This window comes from Streptomyces sp. NPDC007205, from assembly GCF_040634095.1.
In the GTDB taxonomy this organism is placed as follows: domain Bacteria; phylum Actinomycetota; class Actinomycetes; order Streptomycetales; family Streptomycetaceae; genus Streptomyces.
Map to the genome: position 1 here is coordinate 110,612 of NZ_JBEYEW010000015.1, position 14,278 is coordinate 124,889.

The 14,278-nt window shown below is 69.8% G+C and carries 13 protein-coding genes and 2 pseudogenes; 7 read left to right on the forward strand and 8 right to left on the reverse strand.

Going from position 1 to position 14,278, the window contains the following annotated elements:
* Positions 1 to 138 precede the first annotated feature (138 nt).
* Complete coding sequence (locus tag ABZ624_RS24510; RefSeq protein ID WP_360092735.1) at positions 139 to 1,146, reverse strand: YihY/virulence factor BrkB family protein; 1,008 nt, start codon at positions 1,144 to 1,146, stop codon at positions 139 to 141.
* Between ABZ624_RS24510 and ABZ624_RS24515 the strand changes: the two genes are divergently transcribed.
* Entirely contained in the window at positions 1,145 to 2,404 is a 1,260-nt protein-coding gene (locus tag ABZ624_RS24515; RefSeq protein ID WP_360092738.1) for a WD40 repeat domain-containing protein, read from the forward strand. The two genes, ABZ624_RS24510 and ABZ624_RS24515, sit on opposite strands and share 2 nt — an antisense overlap.
* 86 nt (positions 2,405 to 2,490) lie before the next feature.
* Here the strand turns inward: ABZ624_RS24515 and ABZ624_RS24520 are convergent, their stop codons facing one another.
* Together ABZ624_RS24520 and ABZ624_RS24525 are read right to left on the reverse strand one after the other, a co-directional pair.
* Entirely contained in the window at positions 2,491 to 2,769 is a 279-nt protein-coding gene (locus ABZ624_RS24520) for a hypothetical protein (RefSeq protein ID WP_360092740.1), read from the reverse strand.
* Positions 2,770 to 2,962: 193 nt separating this feature from the next.
* Entirely contained in the window at positions 2,963 to 3,547 is a 585-nt protein-coding gene (locus ABZ624_RS24525) for a cysteine hydrolase family protein (protein ID WP_360092743.1), read from the reverse strand.
* A 101-nt stretch (positions 3,548 to 3,648) separates the two neighbouring features.
* Here ABZ624_RS24525 and ABZ624_RS24530 point away from each other — a divergent pair, with 101 nt between their 5' ends.
* Complete coding sequence (locus ABZ624_RS24530; protein ID WP_360092746.1) at positions 3,649 to 4,317, forward strand: TetR/AcrR family transcriptional regulator; 669 nt, start codon at positions 3,649 to 3,651, stop codon at positions 4,315 to 4,317.
* A gap of 169 nt (positions 4,318 to 4,486) precedes the next feature.
* Here the strand turns inward: ABZ624_RS24530 and ABZ624_RS24535 are convergent.
* The 3 genes and pseudogenes from ABZ624_RS24535 to ABZ624_RS24545 form a co-directional block, all read right to left on the reverse strand.
* Positions 4,487 to 5,170 (reverse strand): annotated as a pseudogene (locus ABZ624_RS24535) (cytochrome P450); the annotation flags it as partial.
* Positions 5,119 to 5,775 carry a hypothetical protein gene (locus tag ABZ624_RS24540; protein ID WP_360092749.1) on the reverse strand — a complete coding sequence of 219 codons (657 nt, stop codon included), beginning with the start codon at positions 5,773 to 5,775 and terminating at the stop codon, positions 5,119 to 5,121. The gene ABZ624_RS24540 and the pseudogene ABZ624_RS24535, both read right to left, overlap by 52 nt.
* 420 nt (positions 5,776 to 6,195) lie before the next feature.
* Entirely contained in the window at positions 6,196 to 6,561 is a 366-nt protein-coding gene (locus ABZ624_RS24545; RefSeq protein WP_360092752.1) for a hypothetical protein, read from the reverse strand.
* An 83-nt stretch (positions 6,562 to 6,644) separates the two neighbouring features.
* Between ABZ624_RS24545 and ABZ624_RS24550 the strand changes: the two genes are divergently transcribed.
* Positions 6,645 to 6,941: a helix-turn-helix domain-containing protein gene (locus ABZ624_RS24550; protein WP_360092755.1), complete on the forward strand. Its 297-nt coding sequence runs from the start codon at positions 6,645 to 6,647 to the stop codon at positions 6,939 to 6,941.
* Positions 6,942 to 7,207: 266 nt separating this feature from the next.
* Here the strand turns inward: ABZ624_RS24550 and ABZ624_RS24555 are convergent, their stop codons facing one another.
* A complete protein-coding gene (locus ABZ624_RS24555; RefSeq protein ID WP_360092758.1) occupies positions 7,208 to 8,095 on the reverse strand; it encodes a helix-turn-helix transcriptional regulator in 888 nt (295 codons plus the stop codon).
* A 180-nt stretch (positions 8,096 to 8,275) separates the two neighbouring features.
* On the opposite strand from ABZ624_RS24555, the gene ABZ624_RS24560 reads away from it, so the two are divergent.
* Both ABZ624_RS24560 and ABZ624_RS24565 read left to right on the forward strand, forming a co-directional pair.
* The gene (locus tag ABZ624_RS24560) at positions 8,276 to 9,292 is read left to right on the forward strand and encodes a zinc-dependent alcohol dehydrogenase family protein (protein ID WP_360092761.1); all 1,017 of its coding nucleotides are present in this window, start codon (positions 8,276 to 8,278) and stop codon (positions 9,290 to 9,292) included.
* 71 nt (positions 9,293 to 9,363) lie between these two features.
* Complete coding sequence (locus tag ABZ624_RS24565) at positions 9,364 to 9,774, forward strand: cupin domain-containing protein (protein WP_360092764.1); 411 nt, start codon at positions 9,364 to 9,366, stop codon at positions 9,772 to 9,774.
* Between the two features lie 324 nt (positions 9,775 to 10,098).
* Here ABZ624_RS24565 and ABZ624_RS24570 read toward each other — a convergent pair.
* A pseudogene (locus ABZ624_RS24570) lies at positions 10,099 to 10,329 on the reverse strand (helix-turn-helix transcriptional regulator); the annotation flags it as partial.
* A gap of 559 nt (positions 10,330 to 10,888) precedes the next feature.
* Between ABZ624_RS24570 and ABZ624_RS24575 the strand changes: the two are divergent.
* Entirely contained in the window at positions 10,889 to 12,262 is a 1,374-nt protein-coding gene (locus ABZ624_RS24575; RefSeq protein ID WP_360092767.1) for an ATP-grasp domain-containing protein, read from the forward strand.
* A complete protein-coding gene (locus tag ABZ624_RS24580) occupies positions 12,259 to 14,271 on the forward strand; it encodes a PEP/pyruvate-binding domain-containing protein (protein ID WP_360092770.1) in 2,013 nt (670 codons plus the stop codon). Before ABZ624_RS24575 ends, ABZ624_RS24580 begins: the two co-directional genes overlap by 4 nt.
* The last annotated feature ends 7 nt before the right edge of the window (positions 14,272 to 14,278 follow it).

A 14,278-nucleotide genomic window follows, 5' to 3' on the forward strand; every position in this document is an offset into this window, starting at 1 on the left:
GGCCGTTCTCCTCTCCCCTCGGCGGGAGCGCGTGCCGCTCGGCCAGTTGCTGCCTTCTTTCTTCATAGTCACCGGGTTCCAGGCGGCGTGCCTCCCAGCGAGCCGAGACGGGCGCCGCCCGCCTGCTGCCCGGTCGGATCAGGGAGGTCCCGTGTCGCCCACGGCCGGTGGCGGAGGCTCGCCGAAGCGGACGTCGATCTTCTCGAAGCCCTTGAAGGACTCCGTGGTCGCGTACGAGCGGTAGGCGCGCAGGTCGCCCGTGGCGAGGTGGACATGATCGGTGAAGGGGGTCAGCAGGCTGCGGGGCCACAGCCGCAGGCAGCGTACGGCGATGATCTCCGCTGTGGTCAGGTACACGGCGGCGGCGAGGTAGATCCAGGCGAGCAGGCCGAGCACGATGCCGAACATGCCGTAGGTCGCGGTGGCGCCCCGCAGCACGTGCCCGACGTAGTAGGAGCCGCCCCACTGCAGTGCCTGCCAGGCGCAGGCGGCTCCCAGGGCCGGTCCGTACGTCACGCGCAGCGGCAGCTTGCGCCTGGTCATCAGCCGGTAGCTCAGCAGGAGGAGGGCGGCGTCGAGGACGACCGCCAGGGCTCCGACGCCGATCCTGATGCCGATGGCCAGGCGGGTTCCGAAGAGGGTGGCCGCGGACTCGGCGGTGGACAGTGCGGTCGTCAGGCAGAGGCCGGCCGCGAGCAGGAGCAGGAAGTACAGGCTCCTCACCCGTGAGCGCAGCGGGTCGGGACGGGCGTGCCGCGGCACTGCGAAGATCTTGTTCAGTGCGTGCTGGACTGCCTGGGCGATCCCGAGGGCGCCGTACACGCTGCCCGTGATACCTACCACGACGGCGGCGCCGTTGCCGTGGAACGAGTGGATGTTGTGGCCGAGTTGGTCGCCGATCACCGGGAACTCGCCCAGTGCCGAGTGCAGCATCGAGTGCTGCAGCTGCGGATTGCCGTGCAGGGCGGCACTGAGGACCGCCACCAGGAACAGCAGCAGCGGAAAGAGCGAGACGAAGCCGTAGTAGGCCATCAGCGCGGCCAGGTAGGTGGCCTGGTCGTCGAAGAACTTGTACACGACCGCGAGCGGCATCCCCGCCCACCGGTGCCGTCTCTGGTATCGGTCCAGCCGGGCCAGCACGTCCATGTGCCCTCCCACACCCTCGGGTGCGAGTCCGCACGTCAGCGGAACACCTCAGCATTCCCGTGCCCCGGCCGGGCTCTCCCACACCGCCGCAGGTGGGAGCCGCCCGGAAACCTCCGGTGGTCTGGGGGGCCTGGCACAGCTGTCGGACACCGCGACAGGAGCGCCGCGGGTCCGCCTCGCCGGTCATCATGGACCTGTGCGTGCCGTGGCGTTCAGCCCGGACGGGCGCGTGGCAGCCACCGGCAGTGACGACGACACGGCGCGGCTGTGGGACGTGGCCACCGGCAAGGACCGGGCCGTCTTCACCGGGCACTCCGACAGTGTGGCGTCCGTGCCGTTCAGCACCGATGGGAGCACCCTGGCCTCCGGTGGCCGTGACCGTGCTGTCCGCCTGTGGGACGCCTCCGAGGGGCAGGGCGGGGTGGCCAGGGTGGAGACGGCCATCGTGTCGGCGATGGTGTTCACGGCTGACGCGCGCACGGTGGAAGTGGGTGATGCCGGTGGGGTCGTGCGGGAGTGGGACGCGGTCACCGAACAGGTGCGCCACGCACGCCCCGTGGGCTTCGGGCTGGTGACGTCGCTCAGCCTTCGCTCGGACCGCCATGTGATGTCCACCGTGACCAGCGCCGACGGTTCGGCCGTGCGGGTGTGGGACATGACCGACCACACGCTCCGAACGACGGTACGCTGCCGCCCTCGGACCGACACCTGCGTGACGGCGGCTCTCAGCCCCGACGGCCGGCTACTCGCCACGGGGGGCACCGGTACGTCCGTGGGGCTGTGGGACGTGGCCACCGGCAGGCGCCGGGCAGTTCTTACGGGGCACACGGATGTCGTTGTCGCGCTTGCGTTCAGCCGCGATGGGCACACGCTCGTATCCGCTGCCGCCGATGGAACACTGCGGCTGTGGGACCCGGCCACCGGGAAAGACGGCACCATCCTCACGGACATGGCCTCAGCGGTGGCGTTGAGCCCAGATGGCCGCGCTCTCGCCGCCGGCCACGACAACGGCACGGTCCGTCTCTGGGACCTTTCCACGCGAACGGTCCGCGGCACTCTCGTGGGGCGGCAGTCCTCCGTGCACGCACTCGCCTTCGGCCCCGGCCAACGCAGGCTGATCGCAAGCGGCGAAGACGGCACGGTCCAACGATGGAAACTGAATCTGCCCGGTCCTACGGGAGCGATCGACATGATCTGCCGAGCCGTCGGCCGGGACCTCACACAGCAGGAACGCCACCGGTATCTGCAAGGAGGATGACGGGGACAGAGGGCCGCACCTGCACGAACCGACGTGAGGGACAAGGCGGAGCTGGTCGCACGGTGCTGACCGCCGACTCCCGCTGATCAGTCGCCGCCCTGCGACGGCACCACATGCACGACCCGCGAGGCCGTGTTGGAAATGCCCTTGATCCCGAAATACGCGGTGGTCATGCTGGTCACCGCGGTGAAGGCGCTGCTGAGGATCGCCACCGAGTCCCGTGTGTCACGCGTCCACCACATACCCAGAACCGCCGCGGCCGTGATGGCCAAGTCTCCCACCAGTACAGCGGCACACCCTGTCAGGGACCGGGTCTTCTCGACCTTTTCACTGACCACGCTGGACGAAGCCGGCGAAGACATCATGACCCCCAGGGTGTGGCGAATCCGGCGGGACTTTCCGCGAGAGCCGATCGCCAGGCGATCGCAGAACGCATCATCACCGGTGGCCGCCCGACGGCCGAACGGACGCGCCGGACCCGTAGCCCGCTTGGCCGCCGAGGAAGGGCCGCCCACGGGCTTTCTGACGCGCCCGATTCGTGGATGTCGAGCCGGTGCCCTACGTCAGGTCGGAAACGGACGAGACCACCACGCCGTAGAGTTCCGTGATCGTCGCGAGTGCGCCGTCATGGATCTGCCGGGCGGTCAGCGTGGCACCGGCCGCCTTCATCGTGGAAAGGGAGCGGGTCGCGCAGGCGCCGGCGACGACGGTCGGACGGTCACCCCGCAGGAACGCACCCTGGGCCGTGAACAGGACACACATGTTGGTCATGAATCCGGCGAGGACGACGTCCTTGCGGCCGGCCTTCTCGACCAGTTCTCCGAGGTCGGTGTCGTGGTAAGCGTTGGGAACACTCTTGACGACAACCGCCTCCCCCTCGACCGGCGCGACATCCGGGTGGATCCGGCCGCCCTCGGAGTCGATGTCATAGCCCGCGTCCTGAACGTGGATGACCGGGGCGCCCGCCTCACGGGCGGCGGCGAGAAGCCTCTTGCCTTCGGCGATGGCCTCGGCGTAGCCGTCCAGCTCCATGACGCCGCCGGTGTAGGTGTTCTGGTAGTCGATCAGGATCACTGTGGCGTCGGCCAGGGAAGCCGGCGTCTCGTCGAAGCCGTTCAACTCGCGCAGGGTCGTCGTACCCATGGGGAACCACCTTCAGGTTGTGGACTGGTTGTCGCGGCCCAGACGTTTACGACGTTAACACAACTCGTAAACAACGCTAACTCGGCTGTTAACATGAGCGCATGACGTCGGCACGAGAGCGCATCCTGGAAGCCACCGCGGAACTACTCGCCGGCAAGGACGCGCCGGCGATCTCGACCCGGGCCATCTGCGAACGAGCCAAGGTCGGCGGCCCTGAGATCTACCGCCAGTTCGGAGACAAGCAAGGGCTGCTCGCCGCGGTGGCCGACGTCGGCTTCGAACGCTTCCTCGCCGGAAAAAGGCGCAATCCGCGCACCGCTGATCCGGTGGCGGACCTGCGTACGGCCTGGGACAGCCATGTCACGTTCGCCCTGGCCAACCCGCACCTGTACCGGCTGATGTTCACGCCGACGGGGGACCCCAAGCCGCAGGCGGTCAAGGAAGCGCAAGGCCTGCTCCTGGCGGCGCTGCGGCGCTGCGGCGACGCCGGGCGACTTCGTATGCCCGCCGAGCTGGCAGGCCAGTCGATCCTGGCCGCCAACGTGGGGGTGTGCCTGATGATGCTGTCCTTCCCCGAGCAGTTCGGGGGGCTGGACATCTCCACGTCGGTGCGCGACGCCGTGATCGGAAAGGTCACCGGCGACCAGCAGGAGGACACCCGGATCAGTGCCGCGACCGTCCTGGCCCGCGCACTGGCCGGCACCCTCACCGGAACGGCGCCCGTGGACAGCGCCACCATCGACAGCCTGGCCCGCGCACTTCGGTCATAGCCGACCGGCGGCGCCGGACCGGCCGACGAACGTGGGGGCACCGCGGCGTACAGCACCGGCATCGCGCGCTGCCCTGCTGTGATGCGCGACGCAGCGCCGGTAGACGCCGTGCGGATGGGAGGCGAAGGACTCGTCGACGATCTCGGTCGTCCCGGTGTCGTACGACGGCTCAGGCGGCGGCATCGCGCAGCTTGGTCACGTGTACGTCCTCAACGCCCAGCAGACCGACGAGGGGAACCCTGGCGGTCGACTGGTCCGGACTGACCGCCAGGCCGGCGCCGCGTATCAGGTCCAGGAGCAGCTCGGCCAGCGGCATCACCGTGTGCCGGCCCCAGCAGCGTTCGGAGGAGTGTCCGAAGGGAAGGTAGCCGGGGGCGGTGTCGGGGTCGAGGCTGTCCCAGCGCTCCGGACGGAACTCGTGCGGGTCCTCCCACAACGTGGGATCACGATGGGAGAGAAGGGGCAGGACGAGGACGTCGTCGCCCGCGCCGATGCGCCGGTCGACGGCAGGGTATTCGGCGCAGGCGTTGCGCAGAACGTTCCACGACGGCGGCAGCAGCCGCATGGCCTCGTGGAGGATGTGCCGGTTCGGCGTGCCGGAGTCGAACGGCGAGCCGAGCCACAGCGCGTTCGCGACCAGGGTGGAGACCGTGAAGCACACGGGAGCCGCCGCGCGCCGGTACATGCCCATGGCGTACCGGCGTTCGTGGTAGCCGGTGGCACCCGCCGTCAGACCCCCGCTGTCCCCGGCTGCCTCGTGGGGATACGGACCGCGAGGCAGCCAGGCGCGTGATCGGTGGATCAGCCGTGGACGACGAACGTCTTGGCCTTGCCGGAGCGGCTGGAGCAGGAGCCCTTCTCCTCGGCAGTCATCTTCCTGGACTTGACGACCACCGCGTTGCTCTGGCCGTCCGTCCCGTTCGGGGCAGGACCGGTGATGGCGTCGGGGACGAACCAGAAGTAGTGACCCCACTTCCGGTCGTCGTAATGGGTCTGCCATGTGCCGGAGACGGTCTGCATCACCTGTGCACGGGAGATCCAGCCGACCTCACCGGGTTTCACCGTCATGTTGACGGAGCTGGTCTCCGAGTGGGTGCTCGACCAGGTGTGGCTGTACGTCGCCGTCACGCTGAAGTCGATGATGTCCGCTACCTTGCCGCCGGCGGTCACCGATACGCCCGCCGAGTCCGTGGAACCGACCGTGTCGGACCAGGTCATCGACTGGGTGGCAGCCGAGGTGCTGCAGTTGTAGAGCGAGTCGGAGACCCGGTGGAAGCCTCCGAGATACGCCTGGCCCAACTGCGGTTCGTTGAAGGTGCACTTCCCTTCCCCGGAATTGCAGTCGGCTATGAGCTGTGCCCGGGTGGGCTGGTCATCGGCCGAGGCCGGAACGGCTGCCGCCGCGACCATGCCCAGGGCAGCCGCTGAGAGCGCCAGCGTCCGTCCTCCATAGCGCATCCTGCGGTTGTTCGCCATACATGTGCCTTTCGCTGTGCATGAGGGGGGTCGGCGATCACAGCAAGTGCGACAGAAAAGTCACCGGATCACCGCCTGCTGCGATCCAGAAGCCGCAACAACTGACTTATCTACACCACCAGTTGAAGAAATCCCAGCCGTGTCGGCCTTGTGCCTGTAAGGCACCGGAGACAGCGAGGCCGCCGAGGCCTCGCCGGCCGGGACGGGGGTCTGCTCGTCCTCCCACAGATGCGGCCTGCCCGGTTCTCCGTTGAGCAGGGTGCGGCTGACCTCGCGCGGACTGGGCGCGGACCGTATGTTCCCGGACGCGGCCGGCCCGGACCGGACATGGTCCTTGCGATCCCGGTCCAGACGGCCGGCGAGGCCACCGACTGCGGCGACTGGGCCGGCCCGAGCGAGGGCCTAACGTGCGGTTGCGTGGAACTGCACGTACTCGATGGTCGCGCCTCCGGGGTGCTGCACGGTCAGGTTGCGACCGGTGGGCACCTCGTTGGGGCCGTCGAGGATGTCTCCCCCGTGTTGCTCGGTCATGCGCAGGACCCGGTCGATGGACTCGACGATCGTGGTGGCGTGCGTGCCTCGGTAGGGAGCAAGGGCTTCCTCCGAACCTGCCAGAAGCAGATAGCCGCCGATGCTCGCGAGCTCCAAGTCCCGGTAGGTGAACCGCATTTGTGGCTGCTCCCCGGTGAGCTCGACGAAGGTCGGCAAGGCCACGTCCAGGTCGTCGACGTAGACCCGGGCAAGGATGGCGAGCACCGTCACGGTCATCTCCTAGATCATTTCGATTTTCCCGAAACGAGGAAGTGATCTGCATACTACGGGTGTCACGCGGACGAGGCCGAGGAGGGCCAGTGGGACAGCCCGACCATGCCGATGTGGACCTGGCTGTGGTGCTCCATGCACTGGGCGATCCGGTCCGGCTGGCACTGGTCCGCCGGATGGCCGACGACGGCGAGAGTGCGTGCAGCCCGGCCGGCGTGGACGTGCCCAGGTCGACGCTGTCGAATCATTGGCGGATCCTGCGCGAAGCCGGAATCACGCAGACCCGGCGCGCTGGAAAGACCCGTCTGATGACTCTGCGTCGCGCCGAACTCGATGCCCGTTTCCCCGGACTCCTCGCCGCCGTATTGGCGGAAGGCAGGCCATGAGCAACGGCCCACAGCGATCTTTCCTGCCAGGCTGCCCTGGGCTGGAAGCAGGACGCGAAGGCCCAGGTCGCTGTCCCGCCGCCAAAGGCGGGCCGCGAAGCGGACGTAGACCCGGCAACCGGAACGACTGCAAGGCATGGGACGGTCCGGAGCCGAAGCCGTCGTCGCGACGGTCGTCGGCCCCCGGACCGCGGGTGGGACCGGCCGGAGTACGACCCCGCGCTCCGACCCCGCCAGTCGGCGCGGTCCGCGCGGCAGGCCCTGCTTCAGCCGGTGGACTGTCGCGTGGGCGAGTCGGCCTCTTCGGTGGCGGCCCAGGAGGCGAGCAGACGCAGTGCCTCTTCGGAGGGCGAGCCGGGTTCGGCGGTGTAGATGGTGAGGGTGAGGCCGGGTTCGGCGGCCATCTCCAGCCCCTCGAAGGCGAGGGTGAGTTCGCCGACGGTCGAGTGGCGGAACCGTTTGGTGCCGGTGCCGTGGTGGCGGACGTTGTGGGCGCCCCAGCGGGTGCGGAATTCCTCGCTGCGGGTGGACAGCTCACCGACGAGGTCGTGCAGGTCCTTGTCGTGGGGGCTGCGGCCTGCCTCGGTGCGCAGGATGGCCACCGCCATGTCCGCGAAGAGATCCCAGTCGGGGTAGAAGCGGCGGGAGGCGGGGTCGAGGAAGTTGAAGCGGGCGAGGTTCGCCTGGTTCTGGGGGGCGGCGTAGACATCGCTGTAGAAGGCACGGGCGAGCGGGTTGGCGGCGAGGATGTCCAGTCGGCCGTTGCGGACGAACGCGGGTCCGGCCGTGACCGCGTCCAGGGTCCACTGCAGGCTGCGGTGCGGCGTCCACTGCCGGGCGGTACGGCGCCGAGGCCGGGCGAGGACGTCGGAGCCGTCGGCGGCCTGCGCCAGATGATGGAGATGGGCGCGTTCGGCATCGTCCAGTCGCAGGGCGCGGGCGACGGCCTCCAGGACGGCCGGAGAGACGCCGGCGAGATTGCCCCGCTCCAGTTTCGCGTAGTACTCGACGCTCATGTCGGCCAGGGCCGCGACCTCGCTTCTGCGCAGGCCAGGGACGCGCCGCCGGCTTCCGGAGGGTAGGCCGGCCTGCTCCGGGGTGATGTTTGCTCGCCGCGAGGTGAGGAACTCGCGGACCTCGTCACGGTTGTCCACACCTCGACCGTACGGCGTGTACGCCGCGGCAGGGATGTACTGGCAGTACACCTTTCACCGGTAACTCGCTGCCCGCGCGGAAACCCGGTTACCTGGAGGCGTGGCGCTTTGCGCTGCTGCGCAACAAGCCCCATGGGCCGCACCAGCGGCCCGGCCCTCAGCACGTAAGGACCTCCCCCCATGCGCGGAGCAGTGATCCACGCCCCCGGCGATGTGCGCTTCGAGACGCTCGACGACCCGAAGATCCTCAAGCCGACCGATGCGATCATCCGTACGGCCCTCACCTGTGTGTGCGGCTCCGACCTGTGGCCCTACCGCGGCCTGGATCCGACCGGCGAGGCTCATCCGATGGGCCATGAGTACGTCGGCTTCGTGGAGGAGGTCGGCAGCGAGGTCACCGCGGTCAGGCCGGGTCAGTTCGTCGTCGGCTCGTTCGCCACCTCGGACAACACCTGCGCCAACTGTCGCAACGGCTTCCAGGCCAACTGCCTCAACCGCGAGTTCATGAGCACCTGCCAGGCCGAGTACGTGCGCATCCCCCACGCCCAGGGCACCCTGGTCGCCACCGACGAGGTCCCGGGCGAGGAGTTCCGGCCCGGCCTGCTGGCCGTCTCCGACGTGATGGGCACCGGTTGGTGGGCTGCCGACGCCGCCGAGGTCGGGCCCGGCGCCACCACCGTGGTGGTCGGCGACGGAGCGGTCGGGCTGTGCGCGGTGATCGCGGCGAAGGAGATGGGCGCGGAGCGGATCATCGCGATGAGCCGCCACGAGAGCCGTCAGAAGCTCGCCCGGGAGTTCGGCGCGACCGAGATCGTCACGGAGCGCGGCGAGGAAGGCGTCGCCCGGCTCAAGGACCTCACCGGCGGGATCGGGGCCGACGCGGTGCTGGAGTGCGTCGGTACCGCCCAGGCCATGCAGCAGGCCCTGCACGCGGCGCGGCCGGGCGGCAACGTCGGCTTCGTCGGTGTCCCCCACGAGGTGCGGATCGACGGCCAGGAGCTGTTCTTCTCCCACGTCGGCCTGCGCGGCGGCCCCGCTCCCGTGCGCCGCTACCTGCCCGACCTGATCGACCGCGTCCTGTCGGGCCGCATAGATCCGGGCAAGGTCTTCGACCTCACCCTGCCGCTGGAGCAGGTCGCCGAGGGCTACCGGGCCATGGACGAGCGCCGCGCCGTCAAGGCACTCCTCAAGCCCTGATCCAGGCCGCGCCCCCGGGAGAGCGGCTCGACGTGCCTGCCACCCGCATCACTCACAGAGAAGGTACGACCTTGCGGATCACCCGAAGCTCGATCACCACCCTCAGGGGCCCCGCCGACTGGTTCACCGGCGACGTCTACATCGACGCCGTGGCCGCCGCACCGGCGCCGTCCCGGGTCAGCGCCAACCTGGTGCACTTCATGCCCGGCGCGCGCACCCACTGGCACCGCCACCCGTTGAGCCAGACCGTCTTCGTCACCGAGGGGGTCGGCCTGTGTCAGCGCCGGGGCGGACCGATCGAGGTCATCCGTCCCGGCGACCGCGTCCTGTTCGAGGCCGACGAGGAGCACTGGCACGGCGCCGCGCCGAACCGGCTGATGGTCCACCTGGCCATCAACGAGAGCGACGCCGACCATGACGTCGTGCACTGGCTGACTCCCGTCACCGACGAGGAGTACGCCGCCGCCCCGGCCGTCGACTGACACCTGTCCCGACCCACCCCTGGACCGCTCACCGAGGAAAACGTCCCCATGCGCGTCAAGGCCTACGCCGCCCAGGCGGCCGGCCCTACCTGGAGATCCACCCACGTCGTCCCTGTGCGGGCCGACTGCCAGGTCGCCTCCGGCTTCGTCTTCGTCTTCGTCTTCGTCTTCGAGGCAGAAGACGCCGACACCGACGGACCTGGTCCCTCCGTCATGTCCTGGGCGGAGCGTCCAGACCGGGCTTGCGGGGTTCGCCGCCGTCGAGGACCGGGGCGGCCATGTCTGTGATGAGAGGATGCCGAGCACATGGGCTCGGGCGACCAACGCCGGGCGGGTCGCGGCGTCGAGCAGGGCACGCAGGCGGCTCAGGTGGTAGTCCAGCGTCTGCCGGGACAGGCGCAGCGTCTCTGCGATGTCCGCGTTGGTGTGCCCGGCCGCCAGCAGGGCCAGTATGCGGACCTGGGCGGCCGTCAGGTCCGGGCGGGGCTGATGGCGCAGGCCGAGGTGAGTGCCGACGGCCCAGACGCCGGACACACCGGGAGCCCTGCCGCACACGATGCTCAGATGGATCCGGGTCCGGCGCCGCCAGCCGTCCCGGTCGACGAGTACGGCACAGGTGCGGGCGCTTCGGCGCCGACCGCTGATCAGGTCGTCCCAGATCCGGTGCAGGGCGCTCCGTTCGGGTGTCCTGGCAAGCAACGTGTCGGCCGGCAGGCCCGTCAGATCGGAGAGCCGGATACGCAGGACGTCGGCGACCGCGGTGCCGGCCTCGCTGATCCGCCCATCCGGGGTCAGGCGGACGCAGAGCAGTCCGCCTTGAAATCAGCTTCGTCCACGTCCCACTCCTTCAACCCTGCACCACATCACTTTGGGTGATTCCTCATGCGTATCCCGTAAGGGATGGGGCATGCGAGCGGGGCAGACGCTCGGTGCTGTGGCGTCGGCGGCGCCAGCGCATGACGCACCCTCACCTGGCGCGGATCGGCGGCAGCAGTAGGGCGTTTGCCTGAGTGCCTGGGGAATCCCGGCACCTCGGACGCGGGCGGGTGCTGGTTCGCTTGAAGGAGATGGCGTGACAGTGGTCGATGTACCGGCGCAAAGGAGTTGGAGTTCCGTGAGCAAGGTGCTGTACGTGCATGCCAAGGGCGGCCCTCCGGTGGGCCATGCCCTGACGCGGGTGGCCGCGAGGTCCGTGGTGCACCTACTGGCCCTCAGTGAACTGCCCGCGCCCGTGGCCGATGACGCGGCGCGGCTGTGCGCGTCGGTCGTCACCCCCCTGGACGCCCGCGGTGGCGACCTGGTCGAGCTCATCACCGCCCGAGCCCGCGAGGTGGGGGCGGACGCCGTTCTCACCTTCTCGGAGTACGCGGTGGTCGCGGTCGCCGAGGCGTCCCGGCGGCTCGGGCTGAGGGGTGCGGGGCCCGCCGCCGCCCTGGCGCGCGACAAACGCCTGATGCGTGCCGCGTGGGAGCGCCGGGGTATACCGCAGCCGCGGTTCCGCGCCGTCACCAGCGCGGCCGAACTGGAGCGCGCAACCATCGAGTTGTCATGCCCACTTCTTTTAAAGGCGGCCTGGAGCGCCGGTTCGACCGCACACCAGATCATCGAGCGGCCCGCGGACGCGCCGGACGCCTGGCAGCGGTCGCGCGCGGTGATGGCCGAGTCCGCGCTGCTCGGATTCGCGGAACTGCACGTTCCCGGCGCCTCGGAGGACTTCATCGTCGAGGAGATCGTCAGCGGCTGTGCCGAGGAGTGGTTCGACGGCCCCGGCTGGGGTGACTACGTCAGCGTCGAGGGCGTGGTCGTCCACGGACAGTTCCGTCCGGTCTGCCTGAGCGGGCGGATGCCGACGGTGGCGCCCTTCACCGAGCGCGCCGGTATCACCCCGGCCGCCGTGGGAAGCGAGGCCCAGCACCTCATCGTGGACCTCGCCCGGCGCGCCGTGGACGCCCTGGGGCTGGAGAACTGCGGCACCCACACAGAGATCAAGCTGGGCAGGGAAGGCCGTATGTGGGTCATCGAGACGGCCGCGCGGTTCGGCGGGGCGATGACGGTGCCGCAGATCGAGGAGGTCTTCGGCCTGGACCTGGTCGGCATGTTCACCGACCAGCTGCTCGGCGGCTCACCCGTCTGGCCCGCACGGGCGTTGACGCCCGAGGATGCCACGGGCGCCGCCGGATCGCTGGTGGTCCTCGCCGTGCAGGGCGACGGCACCCCTTGGCCCCGCCGTCATCGATGGGACTCCTCGGCGGTCGTCCGTTCGGCGCCGGTCGGCGCCGGCAGCACCCTGTCCGTCGTCCGCGAGAGCTCTCTGCCGGACGGAGCTCCCGTGCCGGTCTACGAGCCTGCCGCCGGGGCCAACACCATGGCGGGCCTGTGCCTGTTGTCGGCGGACCGGCCGCAGTCCGTCGTCCGTGACTTCACCGCCCTGGTCGAGGCGCTGCCGCGCATCCTGCCCACGGACGCCACCGAGGGGGCCCGGCCATGACCCGCGCACCGCACAAGGCCGACACCCCCGACACGGCGGGCGATCGTACCGTCGTCGGCGCCAACCTCTCGCTGCCGTTGTTCCGCGCGCTGTCCGGCGTGCTCGCCGGACACCCGTACCTGAAGATCGTGGTGGACAGGTCCGAGGACACCTGGCACCTGCTCGACACCCGGGTGCACCCCTTCCACGTCGACTACGTCGCCACGCGCATCCTCGGCATGGGGATGGACGAACTCGACACGGGCCTGGACGCGTTCAACGCATCCGTGTACATGGCGCCCGACCGCCGCTTCCTGCTCGGGGTGTTGTCCCTGCACAGCGACGAGGACGCCGAGGGCTCCGAGCGGCCCTTCCTGGTCCTGGAGACGACCGAGTCGGACACCATGCACGCCGCGCTGCTGGAGGAGTTCTACCAGTATGTGCGCGCAAGGGTGGACGGACGGCTCCCCCTGCTGCTGAAACCGGCGAACCACGGGCAGGAGCACGAACTCGCCTCGGTCAGCGAGGCACGCGTACCGCGCATCCTCAGCCAGGAGCTGTTCGGCAACCGGACCCGGACCTGCCTCAACCCGGGCGTGGCCGAAGGCCGGCTGCGCTACTTCCGCCATCTGGCGGAGTACCGCGACGCCGCCCCACAGCTCGGCTGGGCGGACATCGTCGCGATGGCCTGCCTGCCCGACGACGTGCCCCGGGTGGCGGGGTTCGTCAACACGGAGCCCACGACGCCGCTTTCGCACACCAACGTCCTGGCGTCGGGCTGGGGCATCCCGAACGCGATCGTCCGCGACCTGGACGCTCTGGTGCGGCGACACGGACTGGACGGCGCATGGGTCCGCTACCGGGTGTCCGAGGACGCCATCACCCTGGAGCGGCTGTCCGACGCCCCGGTCCTGGAAAGGCCGGCCTGGCACCAGCAGCGCATCCGCGTCGACGCGCCGCTGCTGGACGAGGCGCCGGTCATGGCTCTGCACCGGCTGCGGCGCGCCGACCGCGACAGCTACGGCACCAAGGCCGCCAACCTCGGCGAACTGCACCATGTCCTGGACAGCCGCACGGCGGACCTGACCGCTTTCTACGCACGCCCGCGCCCGCCGCGGCCCGATCTGCTCAGCCACCTGGCCCTGCGGCTCGGCGAGCCGGAAGCGCCCGTGGATCGGCTGCAGGTGGTGGCGGCCGAACACGTGGCCGCCACCATCCGGGCACCCGAGGGAGTGGCGCTCCCGTTCCGCCTGCACCATCTCTTCCTGACCTCCTCGCCCGCTGTGCAACAGGGCATCGGCAAGCTGAAGATGGCGCTCGAACTCGAAGCGCTCGACGTGATCGACTCCCTCTGTCTGGACCTGCAGCGCCTGATGCACGGCACGCCGATCCCCGACGAGGTGGCACGGGCCGTCACCGGTGCGGTGCCGGGTCTGCTGGCCGGCGGACGTCGTCTCGTGGTGCGCTCGTCCTCCAACGCCGAGGACCTGCCGGGCTTCTCGGCGGCCGGGATCTACGACTCGGTGACCACCGTGCGCGGTGAGGAGCAGTTGCTGGACGCGGTGCGGCAGGTGTGGACGTCGCTGCTGTCGCCACGGAGCGTACGTCTGCGGCACGAGGCCGGCATCGTGCTGGACGACACCTACATGGGAGTGATCATCCAGCGGTATGTCCCCGCCGGCCTCGGGGGTGTGCTGGTGACCTGCAATCCGACCCGGCGTGAGGACTTCCGCAACGTGTACGTCAACTGCACGGCCGGTTCGCCGGAGCGGGTGGTCGACGGCAGGGTCCTGCCCCACCAGTACCTGTTCAACACGGTCGAGGGCGGCGGGCGCACCGTGGACGTCGGCTCCTCGGGGGAGGACCTCCCGTCTGACACGCGCACGTCCCTGGGCGAACTGGCCTTCGTGGGGCGTCTGCTGCAGTCCCACTTCAGTGAGGGCGACCCCGACGACGCTCTGGACATCGAGTGGCTCATGACTGCCGAGGGGGCGTTCCATCTGGTCCAGGTACGCCCGTACGCCCGGTGAGGCGCTC